This is a genomic window from Kitasatospora sp. NPDC048286 (assembly GCF_043201735.1).
GTDB lineage: Bacteria > Actinomycetota > Actinomycetes > Streptomycetales > Streptomycetaceae > Kitasatospora.
The window spans coordinates 17,997-42,161 of record NZ_JBICZE010000031.1; the positions used below are offsets into that span (position 1 = coordinate 17,997).

Consider the following 24,165-nt stretch of genomic DNA (forward strand, 5'->3'; position numbering starts at 1 on the left):
CGGGAGGGGCGGCCGAACGGGTGCGGAGCGGCGTGGCGGGCGGTCCGTTTTGCGGCGACGATCCGTTTCATGCGCCTTTCACTACCGGCCGCCCTGCTCGCCGGCTGCACCGCTGCCCTCCTCCTCCAACCCGCCGCCACCGCGACCCCCTCGCCCCCCTCGCCCGCCCCGCAACGCCACGACTTCGCCGGCGGCGGCTCGACCACCACGCTCCCGCTGCCCGCCGGGGCCGGACTCGCCCCGCGCGACACCCCGCCGTTCGAACTCCTCGGCCTCGGCTGGGACGGCCCGGCTGACGCGCTCGCCGGCGCGGTGGCCCAGGTCCGCACCCGGGACGCGGCCACCGGCCGCTGGAGCGACTGGCGCCGGCTGAAGGCCGACGCCGGGGACGGCCCCGACCACCCGGCGCACGGCGCCACCGCCCCGCTCTGGACCGGCCGCAGTGACGGCGTCGCGGTCGAACTGCGGCCCGGGCCCGCCGGAGTGCCGCCCGGGCTGCGGGTCGACCTGGTCGACCCGGGGCCAGGCGCCGCCTCCGCCGCCGTACGGACCCTGCCCGCGGAGCCGCCCGTGGGGTCCTCCGTCGGGCCGCCCAGCGTGCTCCTCACCGGCCAGGCCTCGCGTCCGGCGATCGTCACCCGGGCCGGCTGGGGCGCCGACGAGTCACTGCGCGGGAAGGACTTCGACTACACCGGCCCGGTCCGCGCGGTCTTCATCCACCACACCGACACCGCCACCGACTACGACTGCTCCGACGCACCCCGGATGATCCGGGCGATCTACCAGTACCACGTGAAGACCAACGGCTGGCGGGACATCGGCTACAACTTCCTGGTCGACCGCTGCGGCACCGTCTACGAGGGCCGGGCCGGCGGCGTCGAGCAGCCCGTCCACGGCGCCCACACCCTCGGCTTCAACACCGACACCTCCGGCGTCGCCGCGATCGGCACCTACGTCGACGACCAGCCGCCCCAGCCCCTCCTCGACGGCCTCGCCGCCATCTCCGCCTGGAAGCTCGGCCTCACCGGCCGCGCCACCGACGGCCGCACCAAGCTCACCTCAGGCTCCAGCTCCAGCCGCTACCCCCTGGGCACCGTCGTCGAGTTCGACGCCATCTCCGGCCACCGCGACGGCGTCGCCACCGAGTGCCCCGGTGACGCCCTCTACGCCCGCCTGCCCGACCTGCGCGCGGCCGGGGCCCGGCTCCAGGCCCGCTGACCCGCCGCTCTCCCCGTCCCCCTCCGCTTCCCGCGTCCCGCCCGGGGCGCGGGACCTTCGTGCCGCGCGGCGCCCGCCGGCGCCCCTCCGGGCCTGTCCGACCCCGCGCGTATCGTTCATATCCGGAGGCGACACAGGAGGCGACGGCAGTGGAGGCAGTACGGCGCTGGCGCCCGGGCTTCCCGCTGGACGTCGCCCGCACCCTGCTCCCGCTGCGCCGAGGCCCCGCCGACCCGGCGTACCGCAGCACCGGCGACGGCGCCGTCTGGCGCGCCTCCCGCACCCCGGCCGGTGTCGGCACCCTGCGGGTGCTGCCGCGTCCGGCCAGCGGCGAGGTCGAGGCGAGCGCGTGGGGTCCGGGCGCGGACTGGCTCCTCGACCGCGCCCCCGCCCTGCTCGGCGCCGAGGACGCCCCGGAGTCGCTGGTCCTGCCGCCCGGTCCGCTGCGGGACGCCCAGCGCCGTACCGCCGGGGTCCGGCTGACCAGGACGGGGCTGGTGCTTGAGTCGCTGGTACCGGCGATCCTGGAGCAGAAGGTCACCACCGACGAGGCCTACCGCGCCTGGCGTACCCTGCTGCGGGACTTCGGCACCCCGGCGCCGGGCCCGGCCGAGGGCATGCGGGTGGCGCCGTCGGCCCGCGAGTGGGCGCTGGTGCCGAGCTGGGAGTGGCACCGGGCGGGCGTGGACCCGAAGCGCTCCGCGACGGTCATCCGCGCGGTCCGGCTGGCGCCGCGGCTGGAGGAGGCCTCGGCGATGGGCCACGAGGAGGCCTTCGCCCGTCTCACCGCCGTCCCCGGCATCGGGGTCTGGACGGCCGCCGAGACGCTGCAGCGCAGCAACGGCGACCCGGACGCGGTCTCGGTCGGGGACTTCCACCTGCCCAACCTGGTCGGCTGGGCCCTGGCCGGTCGCCCCCGCAGCGACGACGCCCAGATGCTCGCCCTGCTGGAGCCCTACCGCCCCCAGCGCCACCGGCTCTGCCGCCTCCTGCTGGCCGCCGGCGCCCGGGCCCCCCGCTACGGCCCCCGCCTGGCCCCCAACGACCACCGCCGCCGCTGAGCCGGTCCGCTTCCGCTTCCGCTTCCGCTTCCGCTTCTGCTTCCGCTGCGACAGGCTTTACCGCACCTCGATGAAGGCGTCGGCACTGCGCTCCGGGCGGGGCTTCGGGGGTTCGGCGGGGCGACCGACGGCGATGGCGCCCATCGGGTCCCAGCCGTCCGGGAGGTCCAGGGCCGCTCGTACGGTGTCGCGGCAGAACATCGTGGACGAGACCCAGGCGGAGCCGTAGCCCTCGCCGGTGAGCGTGACGAGCAGGTTCTGCACGGCGGCGCCGGCCGAGACGGTGAACATCTCCCGTTCGGCGGTGGCCCGGCGCCGGTCGGGGTAGTCGTGCGAGCCGTCCGTCACCAGGCAGGGCACCACCAGGTACGGGGCGTCGCGCAGGACGTCGCCGCGGGCGGTGCGCCGGGCGATCCGCTCCTCGTCCCAGCCGTCGAGCTCGCGCAGGTCGCGCTGCCAGGCGTCGAGCATCGCGTCGAGCAGCCGCACCCGGGTGTCCGCCGACTCCAGCAGCACGAACCGCCACGGCGTGGTGTGGTGCGGGGCGGGTGCGGTGACGGCGGCGGCGACGGCTCGCCGGACGGCGCCCGGGTCGACCGGCTCCGCGGTGAAGGAGCGGACGGTGCGCCGCAGGGTGACGGCCTGGCGCAGCGCCTCGGAGGTGCCGAGCCGGAACATGTCGTCCGCGGAGGGCCGCACCAGCGGCCGGACGCCCTCGCCGTCCTCGGCGGTGACGAGGTGTCCGAGTCCGCGCACCACCGCCACCGGGACGCCGGTCGTCTTGCCCTTCACCAGGTCGGCGGCGGCGGCGAGTTCGTCGGCCGTCGCGACGACGGTCGACTCCAGCGTGTTGCCGTGGCCGTCGACGCGCCCCCGGTGGTCGTCCAGGACGCCGAGCCCGGCGGCGCCGATCGCGACGTCGGTCAGCCCGTCGCGCCAGGGCCGTCCGAAGGTGTCGGTGACGAGGACGGCGAGCCGGCGGCCGGTGAGCTGCCGGAGCCGGGCCCGCAGCGCCCTCGCGGAGGCGTCCGGGTCCTCGGGCAGCAGCAGCACGGTGCCGGGGGCGGTGTTGGAGGCGTCGACGCCGGCGGCGGCCATGACGAAGCCGTTGCGGTTCTCCACGATCCGGATCGGCCCGCGCCGGGCGACCAGCCGGACGCTCTCGGCGTCGATCGCGGCCTCGCGGTCGGCGGCGTGCAGCAGCCGGCCCTCGGCCTTGCTGACGATCTTCGAGGTGACCAGCAGGATGTCGCCGTCCTGGTACGTCCCCGCCTTGGCGATGAGCTCGCCCAGGTCCGCCCCGGCCGTGACCTCCGGGATGCCGTCGACTCCGAGGATCTCCAGCGTCACTTGCGCACCTGCTCCGCCAGGGCCAGCGCGGCGCGCGCCATCTCGGCGGTCGCCTCGACGTCGGTCATCAGCAGCGGGACGGCCCGGCAGGCGATCCCGCCGGCCTCGACGGCGGCCACCGAGGCCTGGTCCACGGTGTCCACCAGCCACCCGTCGATCAGGGCGGAGCCGTAGTTCAGCGCCACGGCCTCTGCGGTGGCCTCGACGCCGACCGCCGCGAGCACCTTGTCGGCCATGCCGCGCACCGGCGCCCCGCCGACGATCGGGGAGAGCCCGACCACCGGGGCGGGCGCGGCGGCCACGGCCTCCCGGATGCCGGGGACGGCGAGGATGGTGCCGATCGAGACCACCGGGTTGGACGGCGGGAAGAGGATGACGTCCGCCTCGGCGATCGCCTCCAGCACGCCGGGCGCGGGCTTGGCGGTGTCCGCGCCGACCGCGACGATGGCCTCGGCGTCCACCGCGGCGTGCAGCTTGACCCAGTACTCCTGGAAGTGGATCGCCCGGGTGCCCTGCTCGTCGGTGATCCGCACGTGGGTCTCGACCCGGTCGTCGCTCATCGGCAGCAGCCGCACGCCCGGCTTCCAGCGCACGCACAGCGCCTCGGTGACCTGGCTGAGGCTGTACCCGGCGGTGAGCATCTGGCTGCGCACGAGGTGGGTGGCGAAGTCCCGGTCGCCGAGCCCGAACCACTCGGGGCCGACGCCGTACTCCTTCATCTCGGCCTTGATGGACCAGGTCTCGTCGGTCCGGCCCCAGCCCTGCTCCTCGTTGATGCCGCCGCCGAGGGTGTACATCACGGTGTCGAGGTCGGGGCAGACCTTGAGGCCGTAGAGGTGGATGTCGTCGCCGGTGTTGCCGATGACGGTGATCTCGTCCTGCGGTCCGACTGCCGCGCGGAGCCCGCGCAGGAAGCGCGCTCCGCCGATTCCGCCTGCCAGTGCCACGATGCGCATGGGGCTCATCCTGCCACGGTCGGACTTTCCGTCAGCCGGGATCAGTGCGATCCGGCCTGCGCCTGCCGCTCCGGGTGCTGCTCGGGGACGGCGGTGGCGCCGTACTGGTTCATCTCGGTCAGGCCCGGGGTGTAGAGGTGGATGGAGACGGCGGGTTCGAGTGCGCCGTTGACGACCTCGTGCAGGTACCCGGCGGAGAACACCCTCTGCCCGCCCGGTCGCAGCTCCCGGGTCTTCTCACCCGTCGGGGTGAGGGAGCGCTCGACCAGCTCGCCCCGGACGACGCTCATCACGCCGGAGGACTCGCCGTGGTCGTGGAAGCCGCTGGACTGGCCGGGCAGCCAGCTGAGCAGCCAGACCTCGTAGCCGGGGCCGGTCTCCAGCCGCGCGTACCAGCGGGTCAGCGCGTCGTACCGGACCAGCGGCTCCCAGCGGGCGCGGTCGGCGGCGATCTCGCGCACCAGCCGGGCGTACTCGGCGACGCTGGTGGGGTGGGCCGGCAGGTCGGTGCGGGCCAGGTGCGGGAAGGCGAGCGGGTCGCCCGCGATGGAGACGTCGCTGAGGCCGTCGGCCCACTGGCGGGTCCGGGCGTCGGCGGGGGTGCCGGTGCGGACGGTGGCGGGGCTGCGGCGGGCGAGCTTGTTGCGGTCGCGGTTCCGCTCGCGGATGCGGATCATGCGCACGGGAGTCGTCCTCGGAGGAGTCGGCTGGTGTGTCGGGATCAGCCGGATCCGGGATGTCCGTGGGACGGGAATCGCGGGCGGCCTCTGTGCTTCCTGGGGGCGGCGCGCGGTGGGACGCGGGCGCCTAGATACAGCAGGAACAGAGGCGACAACAGGAGTTCACGGCACGGCGGAGGGTGGAACCGCTCCGGGGGCTGGCGAACTCTGACATAGCAGCAAGGACACCGCATCCGTAGGGCCGGTGTCAAACGCAATGATGCGGCATTCGAGTGGGTTAGGTCCGGATCTTTCCCTGATGGGGTGATTCATCACTCTCTATGTTTCGATGGGAAGATCGCCGGGAAGGCAGGCCGATGACCGGCCTTGTGGCGGTGATCGCGCGTCACCCGGCGAGTGGTTGCGGATGGTTCGGCACCGTTCAGGACCTTGAGGCGGATGGTCCGATGTGTCCGGATATGTACACTATTCGTAACGGCTTGGTGCCAGGGAGTGAATCCCGGCCCCAATACCAGAGCTCGGCTTGACTGGGCCAGAGTGACGCAACTGTAATTTCACTCGTGTCGTCAGCCGCAGGAGGCAACGGCAACCACGGGGACGCCAAGTAGGGGCAGAGGAGGCGCGCCACATGAGCGAGCTCTTTGAGCTGTTGATCGGGGACGGCATCGCGGAGGACGAGGAGGAACTCGGTTGGCAGGAGCGGGCGTTGTGCGCGCAGACCGACCCCGAGTCCTTCTTCCCCGAGAAGGGTGGCTCGACCCGCGAGGCGAAGAAGGTCTGCCTCGCCTGCGAGGTCCGCTCGGAGTGCCTGGAGTACGCCCTCGCCAATGACGAGCGCTTCGGCATCTGGGGCGGTCTCTCCGAGCGCGAGCGCCGTCGGCTCAAGAAGAGCGCGGTCTGACCGGACGCCCCCGGTCCCGCTGACCCTTCGACAGCGAGGGACAACCGCACAGCTGTACGGGCGCCTCACCGCGGTGGTGGGGCGCTTTCGCGTTCCCGGGGCCCCTTTCACCGTCCCCGCACGCACACCCCGGACGAAGCGGTCACCAGGAGCCGTTAGTGTGGTGCGCCATCCGGTTGCCGTTCACCGGCTGTGTCCACCGAGAACTGGGGCCCGCGCACTCGATGACCGTCTACAGCCACCAGAGCGGCTTCACCGCTTCCCGGCCGCCCGCCTACCCGCGCCACCTGGTCACCGCCGTGGTCGTCTCGCACGACGGCGCCCGCTGGCTCCCGCAGGCCCTGGCCGGCCTGCTCGGTCAGGACCGCCAGGTCCAGCGGATCCTCGCGGTCGACACCGGATCCACCGACAACTCTCCGCAACTGCTCGCGGACACCCTCGCCGACTGGCTGCCCGAGAGCGGCCCGCTGGTCCTCGGCCGCCGGGCCGGCTTCGGCACCGCCGTCGCCGAGGCCGTGGCCGGCAGCGCGCCCCTGCGCCCGGAGGACCTGCCGTACCGGCTCGACCCCTCCGGCTACGACCCGGTCACCGGCGGCTGGGACGACTTCGGCGACCCGCTCGCCCAGGAGGACGACCTCGGCCGCGGCGGCCCGCGCGAGACCCGGCCGGTCGAGTGGCTCTGGCTGCTGCACGACGACTGCGAGCCGCAGACCGACGCGCTGCGCCGACTGCTCCAGGTCGCCGACTCCACCCCCAGCGCCGCCGTGGTCGGCCCCAAGCTGCGCAGCTGGTACGACCGCCGCCAGCTCCTGGAGGTCGGCGTCACCATCGCCCGCTCCGGCCGCCGCTGGACCGGCCTCGACCGCCGCGAGCAGGACCAGGGCCAGCACGACCAGGTCCGCCCGGTGCTCGCCGTCTCCAGCGCCGGCATGCTGGTGCGCCGGGACGTCTTCGAGGAGCTCGGCGGCTTCGACCGGGCCCTCCCGCTGATGCGGGACGACACCGACTTCTGCTGGCGGGTCAACGCCGCCGGCCACCGGGTGGTGGTCGCCCCCGACGCCGTGCTGCGGCACGCCGAGGCGGCCGCCCGCGAGCGCCGGGCGATCGACTGCGGCCCCTCCCACCCGCACCGGGTGGACAAGGCCGGCGCCGTCTACACCCTGCTCGCCAACAGCAAGGGCGCGCTCTTCCCCTACGTCCTGCTGCGGCTGGTGCTCGGCACCCTGGTGCGGGCCGTCACCAACCTGCTCGGCAAGGACCCGCGTCAGGCGTTCGACGAACTCGCCGGCCTCGGCCACGAACTCGTCCGCCTCCCACGGCTGTTGGCCGCGCGCAAGCGCCGCGCCAAGTCCCGGTCGGCGGACGCCCTGGACGACCGCACGCTCTTCCCGGCCCCCGGCGCCACCACCCGGCTGGCGGTCGAGGGCGTCATCGGCTCGCTCGGGATCGGGGGCGGCGACGACACCGGCGGCCGACACGGCTCGGCCGAGGCCGGCGGCGACGAGGACGCCGAGGACCTGGTCGTCGAGCAGTTCACGCTGCTCAAGAAGCTCGCCCGGCGCCCGGCGCCGGTGCTGTTCGCGGCCCTGCTGGTGTTCGCCCTGATCGCCTGCCGCGGCCTGCTCGCCGGCGGGGAACTGTTCGGTGGCGCCCTGCTGCCCGCGGCCGACGGGGCCGGCGGCCTCTGGTCGATGTACGCGGACTCCTGGCACCCGGTCGGCACCGGCTCCACCGCCGCCGCACCGCCGTACCTCGGCGTGCTCGCGGTGCTCTCCTGGCTGCTGTTCGACCACGCCGACCTCGCGCTCACCCTGCTCGTGGTGCTCGCCGTCCCGCTGTCCGCGGTCAGCGCCTACCTGGTGTCCCGGCCGCTGCTGGACTCCAAGCTGGTCCGCGCCTGGGCCAGCGCCACCTACGCGCTGCTGCCCGCCGCGACCGGCGCGCTCGCCCAGGGCCGGATCGGCACCGCCGTGCTCGCCGTGCTGCTGCCGCCGCTGGCCCGCGCCGCCGCCATCGCGGCCGGCCTCGGCATCCGCGACGAGAGCGCCGCCAAGGGCGCCCGCCCGGGCTGGCGCCCGGTCTGGATGACCGTCCTGCTGCTCACCCTGGCCACCGCGTTCGTCCCGATAACGTGGGCGCTCGCGGTGCCGCTCTGCCTGGCGATGCTGGTCGTCGCGGTGGTGCGCGGCGGCGCCTTCGGATCCGGCGGCGCTGCGCTGCGGCTGCTCGGCCTGCGCGTCCTGGTGATCCTGGCGGTGCCGGTCGCGGTGCTGGCCCCGTGGTCGCTCAAGGTGCTGTCGCACCCGCAGTGGCTGCTGCTGGAGGCCGGGCTGCCCGGCCTGCACGGCACCGGCGCGAGCGCGCCCGGCCTGCTGCTGGTCAACCCGGGCGGCGCCGGAGTGCCGCCGATCTGGCTCTCGGCGGGTGTCGTGCTGGCCGCGCTGGCCGCGCTGCTGCGCGCCGACCGCCGCCGCGCGGTGCTCGTGGCCTGGGGCGCGGCCGGCGCCGGCCTGGTCTTCGCGGTCGCGGTGGCGGGCACCTCCGTCACCCCGGCCTCCGGCGGCCCTGCGGTGCCCGCCTGGGCCGGCCCTGCCACCCTGATCGCCGGGATCGCCCTGCTGGCCGCCGCCGCGATCGGCGCCGACGGCGCCAACGCCCGCGTCGCCGGGATCGCCTTCGGCTGGCGCCAGCCGGTGGCCGCCCTGGTGGTGGCCGCGGCCGTCCTGGCCCCGCTCGGCACCGGCCTGTGGTGGGCGCTGACCGGCGCCGGCGGTCCGCTGCACCGCGGCCAGGCCGACCAGGTCCCCGCCTTCATCGCCGAGGAGGCCGGCACCACCGACCGGGCCCGCACCCTCGTCGTCACCGGCGACAGGAACGGCGGAGCGGTCCGCTACACCGTGCTGCGCGGCGCCGGTCTGACGCTCGGCCAGGCCGAGTCCACCGTCGACCCGGCGACCGGCACCCAGGACGGCCTGAACCGGATGGTCGGCAGCCTGCTGGCCGGCTCCGGCGCCGACCAGGCGAGCGCCCTGGCCGGCTACGGCATCGCCTACGTGCTGGTCCAGCAGCCGGTGATCGACGTCTACAAGGACGTCCTGGACACCACCCCCGGCCTGGTCAAGGCCAACCAGGACGGCGCCGCCGCGCTCTGGCAGGTCAACGGCGCCCCCGCGGTCCGCGCGGTGATCACCGCCCCGGGCGCCACCCCGGTGGTCGTCCCGTCCGGCACCCGCGACCTGTCCACCACCGTCCCGGCCGGCCCGGACGGCCGGGTGCTGCGACTCGCCGAGTCCGCCGCCCCGGAGTGGAAGGCCACCGTGGACGGCACCGCGCTGGAGCCCACCACGGTCGACGGCTGGGCGCAGGGCTTCAAGCTCCCGGCCGCCGGCGGCAAGCTGGCCGTCACCCGGGAGGGCGGCGCCGCCCACACCGGCTGGATCTGGGCCCAGGTGCTGCTCGGCCTCACCATCCTGGTGCTGGCCCTGCCCGGCCGCCGCAGCCACAAGGACGACGACCTGCCCGAGGAGGTGGTCGCCGCCGCCGCGCTGGCCGCCGCCCAGACGCAGGCCCCCGCGCCCGGCAGCCGCCGGGCCCGCCGGATGGCCGAGCGCGGCGAGGCCGGCGAGGGCACCGAGGGCGGCGCCGAGGAGTCCGGGGTGTACGACAGGCCGGGCGCGATCCCGGCCCAGCCGACCGCCGAGCCGCTGACCGGAGCCGTCCAGGCGGCCGCCGCCGTCCAGGACGCCGAGCAGTACAGCGACCCGTACCAGGCGTACCAGCAGGCCGACCCGTACAGCTACGACCAGTACGCGGCCCAGCAGCCGGTCGCTGCACCGTACGGCGGGCAGACGTACGACGGCTACCAGCAACAGCAGCAGGGCTACGAGCAGCCGTACCAGCCCGAGCAGCAGCCGTACGGCTACGACGCCCACGGGTACCAGGGGCACCAGCCGCAGCCGGACGGGCAGCCCTGGGGGCCCGGCGGGCAGCAGCCCGAGCCCTACTACGACCCGAACGACCCCAACGGCCCCGGCCGGTACCCGCACCAGCACGGATCGGGGAGCTGACCCGCGATGAAGAAGCCCGCGATGAAGAAGCCCGCGTTCAGGAAGAAGTCCGGCGCCGACGCGGCCGCCGAGCAGGCCGGGCCCGCCTTCGCGGCGGAGCCGTCCGGGCCGGCCCCGGCGGCCCGCCCAGGCCGCAGCCGGTTCGCCGCCGGGGCCGGCGGCGCGGCCAGGACCACCCCGTCGCTGCTCGCCGCGGCCGTGGTGCTCGCGGCGGTGTTCGGGATCGCCGAGGTGCGCCCGCCGGCCGCTCCGGCCAAGGCGGCCGCCGGCGTGGCGCCGACCACCGCGCAGGTGGAGCGGACGTCCGCGGTCTGCCCGCAGCCGCTCCAGGGCCTGACCGGCTCGACCACGCTCACCGCCTACACCCCGCCCGGGACGGGCTCCGCCACCGGCGGGGCCGGCTGGCTCTCCGACGCGGCCGCGCCCGCCGCGCCCGCCGCCCAGCCGACCACCGCTCCGGCGGCGCCCGCCACCCCGGCGCCGACCGGCTCGGGCGCCCCCGCCGCCCCGGCCCAGGACAGGAACGCGGCACCCGCCGACGCCCGGCTGACCGTGCCCAAGCCCGGCACCCCGGCCACCGGCCCGGCCGCCAACGGCGACGCCGCGCCCGGCACCGGGGCCGTCGCCACCGGCGTCCTCGCCCCCGGCTTCACCGTCACCCAGAGCACGGTGGTCACCGAGCCGCGCGGCCTCGGCCTGTCCGGCCTCACGTGCACCCCGGCCGGGACCGGCTTCTGGTTCGCCGGGGCCAGCACCGCCGCCGACCGGGTCGACTACGTCAGCCTGGTCAACACCGAGTCCTCCGCCGCGGTGGTGGACATCAAGCTGTACGGCGACAAGGGCCTGATCGACAACGACGCCGCCAACGGGATCACCGTCCCGCCCGGCAGCTCCCAGGCCATCCTGCTGTCGACCATCAGCAAGGGCGCGGTCGCCGACCTCGCGGTGCACGTGGTGGCGCGCTCCGGGCGGGTCGGGGCCGCGCTGCACGCCGCCGACAGCGGCAAGGGCGCCGACTGGGTCCCGGCCTCGGCCGACCCGGCCCCCGTCCAGGTGCTGCCCGGCCTGCCCGCCGACACCGCCTCGGCCCGCCTGGTGGTCTGGGCGCCGCCGGAGGACGACGCCGACCTGAAGATCCAGCTGTCCGGCAAGAACGGCTGGTTCAGCCCGGCCGGCAACGAGTCGATCCACGTCAAGGCGGGCATGGTGGCCGCCGTCGACCTCGGCAAGGTCACCCGGGACGAGGTCGCCGGGCTGCGGCTGTCGCCCAGCGACGACAAGCACCGCACCCCGATCGTGGCCGGACTGCGGGTCGACCGGGCGGCGGCCAACGGCAAGACCGACGCGGCCTGGCTGTCCGGCAGCAACCCGGTCGGCGCCCGCGCCACCGTCGCCGACAACCGGGCCGGCGCCTCCACGCTCTACCTGACCTCCAGCGGCGACGCCGCCACCGTCCGGGTCACCGCCTCGGCCGGCAGCGGCGGCGGCACCCCGGCCACCAAGGAGGTCCAGGTCCCGGCCGGCGGCACGGTCGCCCTCCCGGCACCCGAGCCCGCCGGGCTGAACGGGACCTTCGCGCTCACCGTGGAGACCGTCTCCGGCGGCCCCGTGGTGGCCGCCCGGATGCTGTCCCTGCCGACCAAGGACGTGCCGATGTTCACCGTCCAGGCGCTGCGCGACGACCGCAGCACCGTCAAGGTCCCGCAGGCCGGTCAGGACCCGGGCGTCGTCCTGCGCTGAGCCGTCCCGCTCAGGGCGGACGACGGGGGCGGCACCACCGGGTGCCGCCCCCGTCGGGGTTCAGTCCTCGTCGTAGCGCGGGTCGATGGCGTCCGGCGACAGCCCCAGCAGCTCGGCGACCTGCTCGATCAGGATCTCGTGCACCAGCGCCGCGCGGTCCTCCCGGGTCTTCGCCCGGATCTCCACCGGCCGCCGGTACACCACGATCTGGCTCTTGCGCCCCTGCCCACCCGGCGACACCCGCCCGAGCGGCACGCCGTCCTCGGGGTCGGCGCCGTCCGGCTCGTGCAGCGGCACCTCCTGCACGGCGAACTCCACCTCGATCAGCTGCGGCCAACGCCGCTCGAGGCGCTCCACCGACTCGCGCACGTAGTCGTCGAACAGTTCGGAGCGGGTGAGCGAGATCGGCACCTGGGGCGGCGCCAGCGGGCCGCGCAGGCCCCGCCCGTGCCGGTCGCGGTGCCGGGGGCGGCGCGCCGGGCCTGTCGATGACTGCGGTGCGGAGCTGTCCATATCACTGCCGAGGGTAGTCCTTGGACGGTCGGAAGTGGACCACTCCGACGGGGAATCACACGGGGCGCCGGATCCGCGGCCCCGGCGCCCGGAGGGCGACACGGCACCCCCTCCGGGCAGCCGGTCTTCGCTCCCCGGCGGGGAGTGCGGTACCGTCCACCCTCGTGAGCTCTGTACGTCGTTGTTCGCGGACCGCGTGCGGCCGGCCGGCCGTCGCGACGCTGACGTACGTCTACGCGGACTCCACCGCCGTCCTCGGCCCGCTCGCCACCTACGCCGAGCCGCACTGCTACGACCTGTGCGCCGAGCACGCCGAGCGCCTCACCGCCCCGCGCGGCTGGGAGGTCGTCCGGCTCGCCGCGGAGGCCGGGCCGCTGCGCCGCAGCAGCGACGACCTGGAGGCGCTGGCCAACGCCGTGCGCGAGGCCGCCCGCCCGCAGACCCACCGTCAGGGCCGGTTCCCCGAGGGCGAGTCCACCGAGGGCGGCCGCCGCGGCCACCTCCGGGTCCTGCGCTCGCCCGACAACTGAGCCCTCACCCGGCACGGGGCGTTCGTCCGGCCCGGGTACGCTGCCCGTCTACCGTCACCGCGCCCGTCGACCGGACGCGCGGTGGCCCAGACGTATCGTGATCGGTCCTAAGACCAGGGTGGAGCCGCAGTGCGCGACCTCAAGCAGCTCGTGAAGGCGTACGACGTCCGGGGCGTCGTCCCGGACCAGTGGGACGAGAGCCTGTCCCGGGCCTTCGGTGCCGCGTTCGTGCAGGTCACCGGCGCGTCCGCGATCGTGGTCGGGCACGACATGCGGCCCTCCTCCCCGTCGCTGAGCCTGGCCTTCGCCGAGGGTGCGGCGGCCTACGGCGCCGACGTGGTGCAGATCGGGCTGTGCTCCACCGACCAGCTGTACTACGCCAGCGGCAAGCTCGACCTGCCCGGCGCGATGTTCACCGCCAGCCACAACCCGGCGCAGTACAACGGCATCAAGCTGTGCCGGGCCGGCGCCGCCCCGGTCGGCCAGGACACCGGCCTGGCCGAGATCCGCGAGCTGGTCGAGTCCTGGACCGCCGAGGACGACACCGTCACCGTCCCGGTCAAGGACGTGAAGCCGGGCGCGCTGTCCGCCCAGGACACCCTGCGCGGCTACGCCGACCACCTGCTGGGCCTGGTCGACCTCACCGCGATCCGCCCGCTCAAGGTCGCGGTGGACGCCGGCAACGGCATGGGCGGCCACACCGTGCCGACCGTCTTCGACGGCCTGCCGATCGAGCTCGTCCCGATGTACTTCGAGCTGGACGGCACCTTCCCGAACCACGAGGCGAACCCGCTCGACCCGAAGAACCTGGTCGACCTCCAGGCCAAGGTCCGCGAGGTCGGCGCCGACGTGGGCCTGGCCTTCGACGGCGACGCCGACCGCTGCTTCGTCGTGGACGAGCGCGGCGAGCCGGTCTCCCCGTCGGCGATCACCGCCCTGGTGGCCGTCCGCGAGGTCGCCCGCGCCAAGGCCGCCGGCGAGGCCGAGCCGACGGTCATCCACAACCTGATCACCTCCTGGACCGTCCCCGAGGTGGTCCGCGAGCTCGGCGCCAAGCCGGTGCGCACCCGGGTCGGCCACTCCTTCATCAAGCAGGAGATGGCCGAGACCGACGCCGTCTTCGGCGGCGAGCACTCCGCCCACTACTACTTCCGCGACTTCTGGCGCGCCGACACCGGCATGCTCGCCGCGCTGCACGTGCTGGCCGCGCTCGGCGGGCAGCCGGGCACGCTGTCCGCGCTCACCGCCGAGTACGACCGCTACGCCGCCTCCGGCGAGATCAACAGCACGGTGGCCGACCAGGCCGCCAGCACCGCCGCCGTCCGCGCCGCCTTCGCCGGCGGCGAGGGCACCACGGTGGACGAGCTGGACGGCCTGACCGTGGCCGGCCCGGACTGGTGGTTCAACCTGCGCGCCTCCAACACGGAGCCGCTGCTGCGCCTGAACGTCGAGGCCAAGGACCCGGCGAAGATGGCCGAGCTGCGCGACGGCGTGCTCGCCGTCGTCCGCGGCTGAGCCCCGAGGCCCGGGGGCCACGGTCCGAGCCCCGCGCCTGACCACGGGCCCCGGTGCCCCGGCCGGTAGGGTTTCCTATCGGCCGGGGCACCTCCGTGCCACCCCCGAACTTTGGAGAGCCCCATGAAGCTCGAATCCTTCCTGCTGGAGATCCTGGTCTGCCCGCAGTGCCGGGCCGCGCTCGCCGAGGGCGGCACCGAGGAGCAGCCCGAGCTGGTCTGCACCGGTGCGGACTGCGGCCTCGCGTACCCGGTCCGCGAGGGCATTCCGGTCCTCCTGGTGGACGAGGCCCGCCGCCCGGCGTGATCCTGGGGGCGAAGCCCCACCCCGACCGCCCGGCGCGCAGCGGAGCGCGCGCCCAGAGGACCGCAGCCGGAGGTTCGCCGCATGCTCGACGACACCCTGCTCGACGACCCGGCCGCGCTCCAGCGCGCCGACCACGACCGCGCCCTGCTGGCCCTGGCCGGCGCCGGCGCGCGGGTCCGCACCGCGTTGCGGCAGGCCGAGTCGGCCGGCCTCGACCGGCTGCGTCCGGACGGCCGTCCGCGCGCCGTCCTGGTCGCCGGGCACGGCAGCGCGCTGACCGCCGCCGAGATGCTGTCCGCGCTGGCCGGCACGGGCTCCCTGGTCACGGCGCTGCCGCCGACCGAGGCGGCCGCCCCGCGCGCCGACCGGGCCGGCGCCCGGCCCGCCTTCACCGCCGGGCTCGGCTGGCAGCTGCCCGGCTGGGCCGGCCCGCTGGACCTGCTGGTGATCAGCTCCGCCGACGGCGGTGAGCAGGGTCTGGTCAGCCTCGCCGAGCAGGCGTACGCGCGCGGCTGCGCGATCGTCGTCACCGCCCCGGCCGGCAGCGCGCTGGCCGAGGCCGCGCTGCAGGTGCGCGCGCTGCCGCTGCCGTTCACGGCCTCGGTGCTGTCCGAGGACCTCGCGCCCGTGCCGGCCGTCGAGCCGGACCTGCCGGCCGAGGACCCGGCGGCGCTCTGGTCCCACCTCGCCCCGATGCTGGCGCTGGCCCAGAAGATCGGCCTCACCCAGCTTCCGTACGACGCGCTGCCGGCCGTCGCCGACCTGCTGGACGCCGCCGCGGTGCGCTGCCGCCCGGACGCCGCCGCGTACACCAACCCGGCGAAGGGCCTGGCCGCCCGGCTGGCCGGGACGGTCCCGCTGCTGTGGGCCGAGGGCCCGATCGCCGGGGCGGCCGCCGCCCGGTTCGCCGCGCAGCTGGCCGACCGGGCCGGGCGCCCGGCGCTGGCCGGGCCGCTGCCGCAGGTGCTCACCGCCCACCGCGGCATGTTCACCGGGCAGTTGGGCGCGGGCGCCGACCCGGACGACTTCTTCCGCGACCGGGTCGAGGAGCCGGACCCGCTGCACCTGCAGGTCCTGCTGCTGCGGCACGTCCCGGGCGCGGCCGGCCCGGTGGCGGAGGAGGGGCGGGACGGCCCGGTCGAGGTGCCGGAGGAGGACGCCGGGCCGCGCAGCTTCGGCGTCACCCGGGCGCACCGGCTGGCCGCCGCCCACGACGTCCGGCTGACCGAGTACGCGAGCACCCGGCCGGACGCGCTGCACGCGCTGGCCGACCTGGTCGCGCTGACCGACTTCGCCGCCGTCTACCTGGGGCTCGCGGCCGCGCAGTCCTGAGGCGGTCGGTCGGACGGGACTTCCCGGCCGGTACGGTAAGCGCTCGACGACGCTGACCGACCCGTGAGGAAGAAGAGGCATGAGTACCGAAGGCGGCACCAAGGCACTGATCGCGGCACTGTCCGCGAACCTGGCGATCGCGGCGGCCAAGTTCACCGCCTTCGGCTTCACCGGCTCCTCCTCGATGCTCGCCGAGGGCGTGCACTCGGTGGCCGACTCCGGCAACCAGGTGCTGCTGCTGATCGGCGGCAAGCGGGCGCGCCGGGAGGCCGACGAGGAGCACCCCTTCGGGTACGGCCGCGAGCGCTACGTGTACGGCTTCCTGGTGGCCATCGTGCTGTTCAGCGTCGGTGGCCTGTTCGCGATCTACGAGGGCTGGCACAAGATCAGCCACCCGGAGGCGCTGGACGCCTGGGGCTGGGCGATCGGCGTGCTGGTCTTCGCGATCGGCATGGAGGGCTGGTCCTTCCTGACGGCGATGCGGGAGTCGGAGAAGGCCAAGGGCAAGCAGAGCTGGACCCAGTTCATCCGCACCGCCAAGGCGCCGGAGCTGCCGGTGGTGCTGCTGGAGGACGCCGGCGCGCTGATCGGCCTGGTGCTGGCGCTGTTCGGCGTCGGGCTCACCGTGATCACCGGTGACGGCGTCTGGGACGGCATCGGCACCCTGTGCATCGGCGTCCTGCTGGTGGTGATCGCCGTGGTGCTCGCCCTGGAGACCAAGTCGCTGCTGCTCGGCGAGTCGGCGAACAAGGATTCGGTGCGCCGGATCCGGGAGGCGCTGGTGGACGGCGAGACCGTCACCGGGGTGATCCACATGCGCACCCTGCACCTCGGCCCCGAGGAGCTGCTGGTCGCCGCCAAGATCGCCGTCAACGCCGAGGACAGCGCCGCCCGGGTCGCGGAGGCGATCGACGCGGCCGAGGAGCGGGTGCGCGCGGTCGTCCCGATCGCCCGGGCGATCTACCTGGAGCCCGACGTCTACAGCGCCGAGAAGGCCGCGGCGGGCGACGACCCGGCCGCCACGCCCGGCGGCCCGGGCCCCGGCGGCGAGCACTGAGCCGTCCCCCGGCCACGGCCGGGGGACCGTCACGGGCCCGGCTCGGGCCCGGTCGGACCGCAGGCCGAAATCGGTCATCGGCGGACGGCCGACGGGGCCGTCGGTGTAGATTCGTCACCAGAGCCAGAACGTCGCTGCTGATGGCGGTCGATCGGCGGTCCGCACCCGTAGGGTGTGCGCCGGTCGAGGGAGAGAGGTCCTCCGACGGTTTGTGCTGCGCAACGGGAGGCCGGTCCGGCGCGGATCCGGCGGTCCCGGCGTGGCCGTGCACCCGTACGGCCTGACGCGCGCGAAGCACGCCCGGACCTTTGGCCCCACCCCATCAGCGAGGAGCAGACGCATGTCGACCGACATCACCGGTGACTTCAAGGTCGCCGACCTTTCCCTGGCGCCGTTCGGCCGCAAGGAGATCCAGCTGGCCGAGCACGAGATGCCCGGCCTGATGGCGATCCGCGCCGAGTACGCCGAGTCGCAGCCGCTGGCCGGCGCCCGCATCACCGGCTCGCTGCACATGACCGTGCAGACCGCCGTCCTGATCGAGACCCTGACGGCGCTCGGTGCCGAGGTCCGCTGGTGCTCCTGCAACATCTTCTCCACCCAGGACCACGCGGCCGCGGCCATCGCCGTCGGCCCGGAGGGCACCCCGGAGAACCCGCAGGGCGTGCCGGTCTTCGCCTGGAAGGGCGAGACCCTGGACGAGTACTGGTGGTGCACCGAGCAGGCCCTGACCTGGCCTGACGGCAAGACCCCGAACATGATCCTGGACGACGGCGGCGACGCCACCCTGCTGATCCACAAGGGCGTCGAGTTCGAGAAGGCCGGTGCCGCTCCGGACCCGTCCACCGCGGACAACGACGAGTTCCGGATCATCCTGGAGCTGCTCAACCGCACCCTCAAGGACACCCCGAACAAGTGGACCGAGGTCGCCTCCACGATCAAGGGCGTGACCGAGGAGACCACCACCGGTGTCCACCGCCTGTACGAGATGCACCGTGACGGCAAGCTGCTGTTCCCGGCCATCAACGTCAACGACGCCGTCACCAAGTCGAAGTTCGACAACAAGTACGGCTGCCGCCACTCGCTGATCGACGGCATCAACCGCGCCACCGACGTCCTGATCGGCGGCAAGGTCGCGGTCGTCTGCGGCTACGGTGACGTCGGCAAGGGCTGCGCCGAGTCGCTGCGCGGCCAGGGCGCCCGCGTGATCATCACCGAGATCGACCCGATCTGCGCGCTCCAGGCCGCGATGGACGGCTACCAGGTCACCACCCTGGAGGACGTCGTCTCGATCGCCGACATCTTCATCACCACCACGGGCAACAAGGACATCATCCTTGCCTCGCACATGGAGCAGATGAAGCACCAGGCGATCGTCGGCAACATCGGTCACTTCGACAACGAGATCGACATCGCGGGCCTGGCGAAGCTGCCCGGCATCGTGAAGACCGAGGTCAAGCCGCAGGTCCACGAGTGGCGCTTCGCCGACGGCCACACCATCATCATGCTGTCCGAGGGCCGCCTGCTGAACCTGGGCAACGCGACCGGCCACCCGTCCTTCGTGATGTCCAACTCCTTCGCCAACCAGACGATCGCCCAGATCGAGCTGTTCACGAAGACCGAGCAGTACCCGATCGGCGTCTACGTGCTGCCGAAGCACCTGGACGAGAAGGTCGCCCGCCTGCACCTCGACGCGCTGGGCGTGAAGCTGACCACCCTGACCCAGGAGCAGGCCGACTACATCGGCGTTCCGGTCGAGGGCCCGTACAAGGCCGAGCAGTACCGCTACTGACCGGTTGACGGTCCGACGGCCGGCGCCTCCTCTCCGGGGGCGCCGGCCGTCGGCGTGTGCGGGGCGCGTCAGCGGGCCCAGGACGCCTCGTCCGCGCCGAGCACGTCGAACCGTTCGAGCAGGCCGGCGAGCCCGCCGGCCGCCTGGACGGAAGCGGCCTGTGCCGCGGTGCCGTTGGCGCAGAGCCGGACGCCCTTCGCGACCCGGCACACCGGGGTGCCGCCGTTCGGCCGGCCGTCCGCGAACGTCCCGAAGCCGTCCGGCTGGATCGTGACGCTCAGCCACTTGTCGTCGACGGTGTACGACAGGATGGCGCTCCACTTGGGCTCGGAGTCCTTGCTGGGCCGGTGGACCTCGGCGGTCCGCAGCCTGAGGTCGGCGGGCACGCCGGTCGGCCGCACCGGGAACGGGACGTCCGAGGTACCGAACCGGACGTCGGCGGCGACCCGGAGCAGGTCGTCCTGGATCTTCGACCCCAGCCACACCGTGGCGCGCAGTTCGGCCCAGCGGCCGGATTCGGTCCGCCAGCGCAGGCCGGTCGTGGTTCCCGACGCGTCGGTGACCAGCCAGCGGGCCTCCCGGCCGGCGACCGCGGGCGCGGTGACGGTGTGCGTACCGGGGGCGACGGACTCGCCGGGGCCGCGCAGCAGTTCCAGCTTCAGGTCGGGGACCGCGTTGAGGACGGCGGTCGTGGTGGCCGCGGTCGCGACGGACCGGCCGTCGCTGTTCGCGTAGCCGACGGCCGGGTGGGCCAGCCACTGCGGAAGCCAGCCGAAGCGGACCTCCGTGCTCAGCGGACCGGTGGCGGCCGCCGGGGTCGGTGCGGCGGTCGGGGACGGCGTGATCGAGGCCGGTGCGGTGGGCGCGGGGACGGCCGGTGCGGGCGGGCCCCCGGCCGGGTGCAGCAGCAGCACCCCGGCCAGGACGGCGGCGGTCGACCCGGCCACCACGCCGATCAGGGCCTGCCGGCGGCGGCGCAGCCGGACCCGCCCGCGGGCGATCACGGCCGAGGCGTCGAGTGCGGGGGGCGGCGCCGGGGCCTCGGCGAGGGCGCTCAGCCGGGCGGTCAGATCACGCTGCTCGTGCGTCCTCATGGCGTCCTCTCGGCGGTGGTGGGACGAGGGGTGAGGGTCGTCCGGAGGGTGGCGAGAGCGCGTGAGGTCTGGCTCTTCACATTGCCCGAGGAGCAGCTCATCGCATCGGCGGTCTGATCGACCGTGAGATCGCAGTAGTACCGGAGCACCACGGTGGCCCGCTGCCTGGGCGGCAGCGCGGCCAGCGCCTCGCGCAGGTCGAGGTTGGCGTCGAGGTCGGCGGCCACCGACGCGACGTCCACCGGCGTCGCGGTCCGCGAGATCCGCCGCCACCAGGAGGTGCGCTGCTCGGCGAGGAAGGTGTTGACCAGCACCCTGCGGGCGTAGCCGTCCAGGTTCTCCACCCGGCCGGCCCGTGACCAGTTCACGTACAGCTTGGTCGCGCACTCCTGCACCAGGTCGTCGGCCCGGTGCCAGTCCCCGCACAGCAGATAGGCGACCTTGCGCAGCCAGCCGCTCCTGGAGGCCACGTACTCCGTGAACTCCACGTCGCGCGTCTGCTTCGCCATCCGCACCCCCTCTCGTCGTGGTGGCGACGCGCCGCCGCGCCGTCCGCCGCTCTAATGCGGGCACCGGCCGGAAGGTTGCACGCGGAGCGCGCACGCGGCGCACGTAGGCTTTCCGGCATGCCCAACGGCCGGTACTCGCTCCATGACCCTCATGACCACGTCCTGCTCGGGGAGGAGCGCTTCAGCTGCGCCCCCGGGGCGGTCGGCTGGCGGTACGTCTCCAAGACCTACGCGCCGGACGGCCGGGTGCTCGGCAGCACCGACCTCACGCTGGACTCGCGGGCCCGGCCGCTGCGGATGGAACTGCGGGCCGGCGGCTGGCAGGTGCGCGGCGGGGCGGTGGACGGGGTGGCCTGGGTCCGTACCGACGCGGCCGACCCCGGTGGCGAGCACGCGGTGGAGGGCCACGACCGGGCGCACGCCTTCACCGGCCGCTCGCCGGGCTTCCTCGTCGCCACCGCCCGGCTGCTGCGGCTGCGGGAGGGGGCGAGCGCGCGGGTGCGGCTGGTGGCCCTCACCGAGCCGGTGCTGGCGCCGCGCACCCTCGACCAGGGGTGGCTGCTGGAGGGCGTCGACACCCACGAGACGGATTCGGGGCCGCTGCTGGTCGAGCGGTACCAGGTGGCGGACCTGGAGACGGGCGAGCAGCAGGTCGTGCACCTGGCGGGGGACGTGGTGCTGGCGGCGGAGGGGATCGAGCTGGAGGAGCTGGAGTCGCCGCCGAACGCCTGGCGGGTGGGGGCGGAGGAGGAGTAGCGGGCCCGTACGGCCGTGGTGGCCGGGCTTCAGGCGGGCGGGGCAAAGCCGGTGTCGGCGGCGGGCTTGTCGAGGGACGGGGCCGTCGGTGCGGCGGTCGGGGCCGGCGCGGCCGGGGCCGCGGGTACGGCCGGGGGCATGGGAGCGGGCTGCTGCTGCGGCGGCAGACCGAGGACCCGGGTGGGCCGACCGGCCGGGACCGTCGGAGCCGGCACGGGAGCCGGCGCCTGGGCGGGGACCGGCTGAGCGGGGACCGCCCCGGCGGGTATCGGCCCGGCCGCCCACTGCTGCTCCCGGGCCCGCGTCCACTCGCGCCGCTGGCGCTCGGTGAGCACCGCGCCCAGGTACGCGGCCGGGTGCAGCCCCGGCGCGACCGGGTGGCCGATCTTGGCGGACAGGTCCCCGGCCAGCCGGGTGGACATCTGGTTCATCACCGCGGGGTCCAACTGGCCGACCCGGCCGAGCAGTTGGCGGATGGCAAGCCAGAGCGGCTCCGGCACGGCGGACAGGTCCATCGCGACCAGCTCGTGGCCCATCGCCTGCAGCAGCTGCGGGTGTACGGGCGGCAGCGAGGCGGCGGAACCGCCCGCACCCGGGGTGCGCTCGCGGACGACCACCGTCCCGGCGAAGATGTCGCCGAGCCGCTTGCCGTCCGAGTGCACCGCCGAGGTGATCACGGCCGGGGCGCCGGTCAGCACGATCATCTCGAAGAAGCCGACCAGTCCGCGCACCAGCGAGTGCCGGAACCGCACCGGCCCGCCGTCGGTGCGCACCACCCGCAGACCGAGCGCGGCCTTGCCGAGCGAGCGGCCGCGGGTGAGGGTCTCGATCATCACCGGCACGGCCACCATGAAGAACACCGTCAGGCCGATCATCGTGGCGGCCAGCGCGGCGTTGTCGAGGCCGATCAGGGCGACGCTCAGCACCAGCGTGAACACCAGCAGGGCGGCGAACTCCACCAACAGGTCGATCACGATCGCCAGGGCCCTGCTCGGAAGCTTCGCCGTCTGGAGGCCGAGAACGACCGCCTCACCCGTCACCAGGTCGCTCAAGACACCTGTCCGTTCACGTTCTTGGAGCCCGTACGGCTCGCCCATGGAGATCCACCCCTGGGACAACGGCTGCACCCGGGGGAGGCAGTCACCCCGGACCGGCTCCCCCCCCGTGACCCGCTCTCCGCAGTCTGATCCGCAGCCGCCAACATACGGGGCCCGGCGGGCGCACGGGAAGTGAGATCCCGACGGCCCGGGCGGCAGTCCCTGCTGGCATGCTGGGCCGCACGCGTCCGCCCGGACCCGCCGGCCCGGACCGCCAGCCTGGACCCACCCGCCCGCCCGCGCACGTCCGCGCCCGCCGCCGATCATGGAGCCGCCGAAATGGACCTGGACGTCTTCGTCGCCACCCACCAGGGGGAGTGGGCCCGGCTGGACGCCCTCGCCCGGCGGCGCCGGCTCAGCGGCGAGGAGGCCGACGAGCTGGTCACGCTCTACCAGCGCGCCACCGGACACCTCGCCAAGGTCCAGGCCGCCGCGCCCGAACCGGCCCTGGTGAGCCGGCTGACCGGCCTGGTCTCCCGCGCCCGCAGCGCGGTGACCGGAGCCCGGACCAACGGCTGGCAGGACGTCGCCCGCTACTACACGGTGAGCTTCCCGGCCGCGCTGTACCGCGCGCGCCACTGGTGGGTGCCGGTGGCGATCGTCTCGATGGTCGCCACCGTCCTGCTCGCGTGGTGGGTCGCCACCCACCCGGAGGTCCGCAACAGCCTGGTCGCACCCGAGCACCTCCAGGAGCTGACCCGCCCCGGCGGCCAGTACGAGACGTACTACTCGGACCGGCCGGCCAGCTCCTTCGCGGCGCAGGTCTGGACGAACAACGCCTGGATCGCCGTGCAGTGCCTGCTGTTCGGGATCGCGCTGGGCATTCCGGTGCTCTACGTGATGTGGACCAACGCGGTGAACCTCGGCGTCGGCGTCGGGCTGATGGCCTCCGCCGGTCGCCTCGACGTCTTCCTCGGCCTGCTCATCCCGCACGGCCTGCTGGAGCTGACCGCGGTCTTCGTGGCCGGCGGCCTCGGCCTGCGCCTCGGCTGGACCGTCATCGACCCCGGCCCGCGGACCCGCTCGGTGGCACTGGCGGAACAGGGCCGCGCGATCATCGGCATGTCGATCGGCCTGGCGACGGTGCTGGCGGTCTCCGGCGTCCTCGAAGCCTTCGTGACCCCGTCCGGCCTGCCGACCTGGGCCCGCATCTCCATCGGCGTGCTCGCCGAGGCGGCCTTCCTCGTCTACGCCCTGGTGCTGGGCCGAAAGGCCGCCGAGGACGGCGAGTCCGGTGATCTGGACGCGGCCGACCGGGCGGACCTCCAGCCCGTCGCGGCCTGAGCCGATGTGATCAACAGGCTCCTGACCTGCTACTCTTCTTCTCACCCCGACCAAACCATTGACGTGGTGTGGGTGGGCTAGTAGGTTTGAACGGTTGGGACTGACTGGACAACAGTCGGACCCGGGCGTTAGTGTCTACGACACCGCCGAATCGAGGCGAGCGCGTTTCACGAAATGCGCGCCCTCCGACGAAGCAAATCCCACGGACTGAGCACTCCGAAAGCCTTGATAGGCTTCGGAACGAAGTTCGCAGGAAATCCCGCCAGCGGGAATCGGATGAATGAAGCCCCGGTAAACGGAGCGGAAAACATCTGGTAAGCTGGAAACACGAAAGAACGAAGCCCGGAGGGCCTGCTGGAAGGCGGTCCGAAGGAAGCGTCCGTTCCTTGAGAACTCAACAGCGTGCCAAA

General features: G+C 74.5%; 21 protein-coding genes. 13 read left to right on the forward strand and 8 right to left on the reverse strand.

Annotated elements, in window-relative coordinates; translation table 11 throughout:
• Positions 1–69: 69 nt before the first annotated feature.
• Entirely contained in the window at positions 70–1,218 is a 1,149-nt protein-coding gene (locus ACGF13_RS39620; RefSeq protein WP_392884447.1) for a peptidoglycan recognition protein, read from the forward strand.
• Positions 1,219–1,367: 149 nt separating this feature from the next.
• Positions 1,368–2,279 carry a DNA-3-methyladenine glycosylase family protein gene (locus ACGF13_RS39625; protein ID WP_392884449.1) on the forward strand — a complete coding sequence of 304 codons (912 nt, stop codon included), beginning with the start codon at positions 1,368–1,370 and terminating at the stop codon, positions 2,277–2,279.
• A gap of 57 nt (positions 2,280–2,336) precedes the next feature.
• Here the strand turns inward: ACGF13_RS39625 and ACGF13_RS39630 are convergent, their stop codons facing one another.
• The 3 genes from ACGF13_RS39630 to ACGF13_RS39640 are packed head-to-tail and all read right to left on the reverse strand — an operon-like array spanning position 2,337 to position 5,268.
• The gene (locus tag ACGF13_RS39630) at positions 2,337–3,629 is read right to left on the reverse strand and encodes a coenzyme F420-0:L-glutamate ligase (protein ID WP_392884451.1); all 1,293 of its coding nucleotides are present in this window, start codon (positions 3,627–3,629) and stop codon (positions 2,337–2,339) included.
• The gene (gene cofD / locus ACGF13_RS39635) at positions 3,626–4,585 is read right to left on the reverse strand and encodes a 2-phospho-L-lactate transferase (protein WP_392884452.1); all 960 of its coding nucleotides are present in this window, start codon (positions 4,583–4,585) and stop codon (positions 3,626–3,628) included. Before cofD ends, ACGF13_RS39630 begins: the two co-directional genes overlap by 4 nt.
• A gap of 41 nt (positions 4,586–4,626) precedes the next feature.
• The gene (locus ACGF13_RS39640) at positions 4,627–5,268 is read right to left on the reverse strand and encodes a cysteine dioxygenase (protein WP_392884454.1); all 642 of its coding nucleotides are present in this window, start codon (positions 5,266–5,268) and stop codon (positions 4,627–4,629) included.
• Between the two features lie 625 nt (positions 5,269–5,893).
• Between ACGF13_RS39640 and ACGF13_RS39645 the strand changes: the two genes are divergently transcribed.
• The 3 genes from ACGF13_RS39645 to ACGF13_RS39655 all read left to right on the forward strand — a co-directional run bounded on the left by ACGF13_RS39645 (position 5,894) and on the right by ACGF13_RS39655 (position 11,973).
• Positions 5,894–6,166 carry a WhiB family transcriptional regulator gene (locus ACGF13_RS39645; protein ID WP_030062195.1) on the forward strand — a complete coding sequence of 91 codons (273 nt, stop codon included), beginning with the start codon at positions 5,894–5,896 and terminating at the stop codon, positions 6,164–6,166.
• A gap of 224 nt (positions 6,167–6,390) precedes the next feature.
• A complete protein-coding gene (locus ACGF13_RS39650) occupies positions 6,391–10,233 on the forward strand; it encodes a glycosyltransferase family 2 protein (protein WP_392884456.1) in 3,843 nt (1,280 codons plus the stop codon).
• A gap of 6 nt (positions 10,234–10,239) precedes the next feature.
• Positions 10,240–11,973, forward strand: a complete 1,734-nt coding sequence (locus tag ACGF13_RS39655) for a DUF5719 family protein (protein WP_392884457.1) — start codon at positions 10,240–10,242, stop codon at positions 11,971–11,973.
• 60 nt (positions 11,974–12,033) lie between these two features.
• On the opposite strand, the gene ACGF13_RS39660 is transcribed toward ACGF13_RS39655, so the two are convergent.
• A complete protein-coding gene (locus tag ACGF13_RS39660) occupies positions 12,034–12,486 on the reverse strand; it encodes a metallopeptidase family protein (RefSeq protein WP_392884459.1) in 453 nt (150 codons plus the stop codon).
• 164 nt (positions 12,487–12,650) lie between these two features.
• Between ACGF13_RS39660 and ACGF13_RS39665 the strand changes: the two genes are divergently transcribed.
• The 6 genes from ACGF13_RS39665 (at position 12,651) to ahcY (ending at position 19,015) form a co-directional block, all read left to right on the forward strand.
• Entirely contained in the window at positions 12,651–13,016 is a 366-nt protein-coding gene (locus ACGF13_RS39665) for a DUF3499 domain-containing protein (protein WP_392884460.1), read from the forward strand.
• A 129-nt stretch (positions 13,017–13,145) separates the two neighbouring features.
• On the forward strand, positions 13,146–14,531 hold the full coding sequence (locus ACGF13_RS39670) for a phosphomannomutase/phosphoglucomutase (RefSeq protein WP_392884462.1): 1,386 nt from the start codon (positions 13,146–13,148) through the stop codon (positions 14,529–14,531).
• A 123-nt stretch (positions 14,532–14,654) separates the two neighbouring features.
• The gene (locus ACGF13_RS39675; RefSeq protein WP_224284587.1) at positions 14,655–14,837 is read left to right on the forward strand and encodes a Trm112 family protein; all 183 of its coding nucleotides are present in this window, start codon (positions 14,655–14,657) and stop codon (positions 14,835–14,837) included.
• An 81-nt stretch (positions 14,838–14,918) separates the two neighbouring features.
• Positions 14,919–16,169, forward strand: coding sequence for an SIS domain-containing protein (locus tag ACGF13_RS39680; RefSeq protein WP_392884464.1), 1,251 nt, complete (start codon positions 14,919–14,921; stop codon positions 16,167–16,169).
• Positions 16,170–16,248: 79 nt separating this feature from the next.
• Positions 16,249–17,226 (forward strand): cation diffusion facilitator family transporter, encoded by a 978-nt coding sequence (locus ACGF13_RS39685; protein WP_392884465.1) that lies wholly within the window; start codon positions 16,249–16,251, stop codon positions 17,224–17,226.
• A 340-nt stretch (positions 17,227–17,566) separates the two neighbouring features.
• A complete protein-coding gene (gene ahcY / locus ACGF13_RS39690; protein ID WP_392884466.1) occupies positions 17,567–19,015 on the forward strand; it encodes an adenosylhomocysteinase in 1,449 nt (482 codons plus the stop codon).
• 68 nt (positions 19,016–19,083) lie between these two features.
• Here ahcY and ACGF13_RS39695 read toward each other — a convergent pair whose 3' ends face one another.
• Positions 19,084–20,109 carry a hypothetical protein gene (locus ACGF13_RS39695; RefSeq protein ID WP_392884468.1) on the reverse strand — a complete coding sequence of 342 codons (1,026 nt, stop codon included), beginning with the start codon at positions 20,107–20,109 and terminating at the stop codon, positions 19,084–19,086.
• Positions 20,106–20,618, reverse strand: coding sequence for a SigE family RNA polymerase sigma factor (locus tag ACGF13_RS39700; protein ID WP_392884469.1), 513 nt, complete (start codon positions 20,616–20,618; stop codon positions 20,106–20,108). Before ACGF13_RS39700 ends, ACGF13_RS39695 begins: the two co-directional genes overlap by 4 nt.
• A gap of 117 nt (positions 20,619–20,735) precedes the next feature.
• Between ACGF13_RS39700 and ACGF13_RS39705 the strand changes: the two genes are divergently transcribed.
• A complete protein-coding gene (locus ACGF13_RS39705) occupies positions 20,736–21,374 on the forward strand; it encodes a hypothetical protein (protein WP_392884471.1) in 639 nt (212 codons plus the stop codon).
• A gap of 29 nt (positions 21,375–21,403) precedes the next feature.
• Here ACGF13_RS39705 and ACGF13_RS39710 read toward each other — a convergent pair whose 3' ends face one another.
• Positions 21,404–22,426 carry an RDD family protein gene (locus tag ACGF13_RS39710; RefSeq protein ID WP_392884472.1) on the reverse strand — a complete coding sequence of 341 codons (1,023 nt, stop codon included), beginning with the start codon at positions 22,424–22,426 and terminating at the stop codon, positions 21,404–21,406.
• 324 nt (positions 22,427–22,750) lie between these two features.
• Between ACGF13_RS39710 and ACGF13_RS39715 the strand changes: the two genes are divergently transcribed.
• Positions 22,751–23,755 (forward strand): stage II sporulation protein M, encoded by a 1,005-nt coding sequence (locus tag ACGF13_RS39715; RefSeq protein WP_392884473.1) that lies wholly within the window; start codon positions 22,751–22,753, stop codon positions 23,753–23,755.
• A gap of 135 nt (positions 23,756–23,890) precedes the next feature.
• Here the strand turns inward: ACGF13_RS39715 and ACGF13_RS39720 are convergent.
• Positions 23,891–24,165 (reverse strand): hypothetical protein (locus ACGF13_RS39720; protein ID WP_392884475.1); only part of this gene is annotated, 275 nt, incomplete at its 5' end.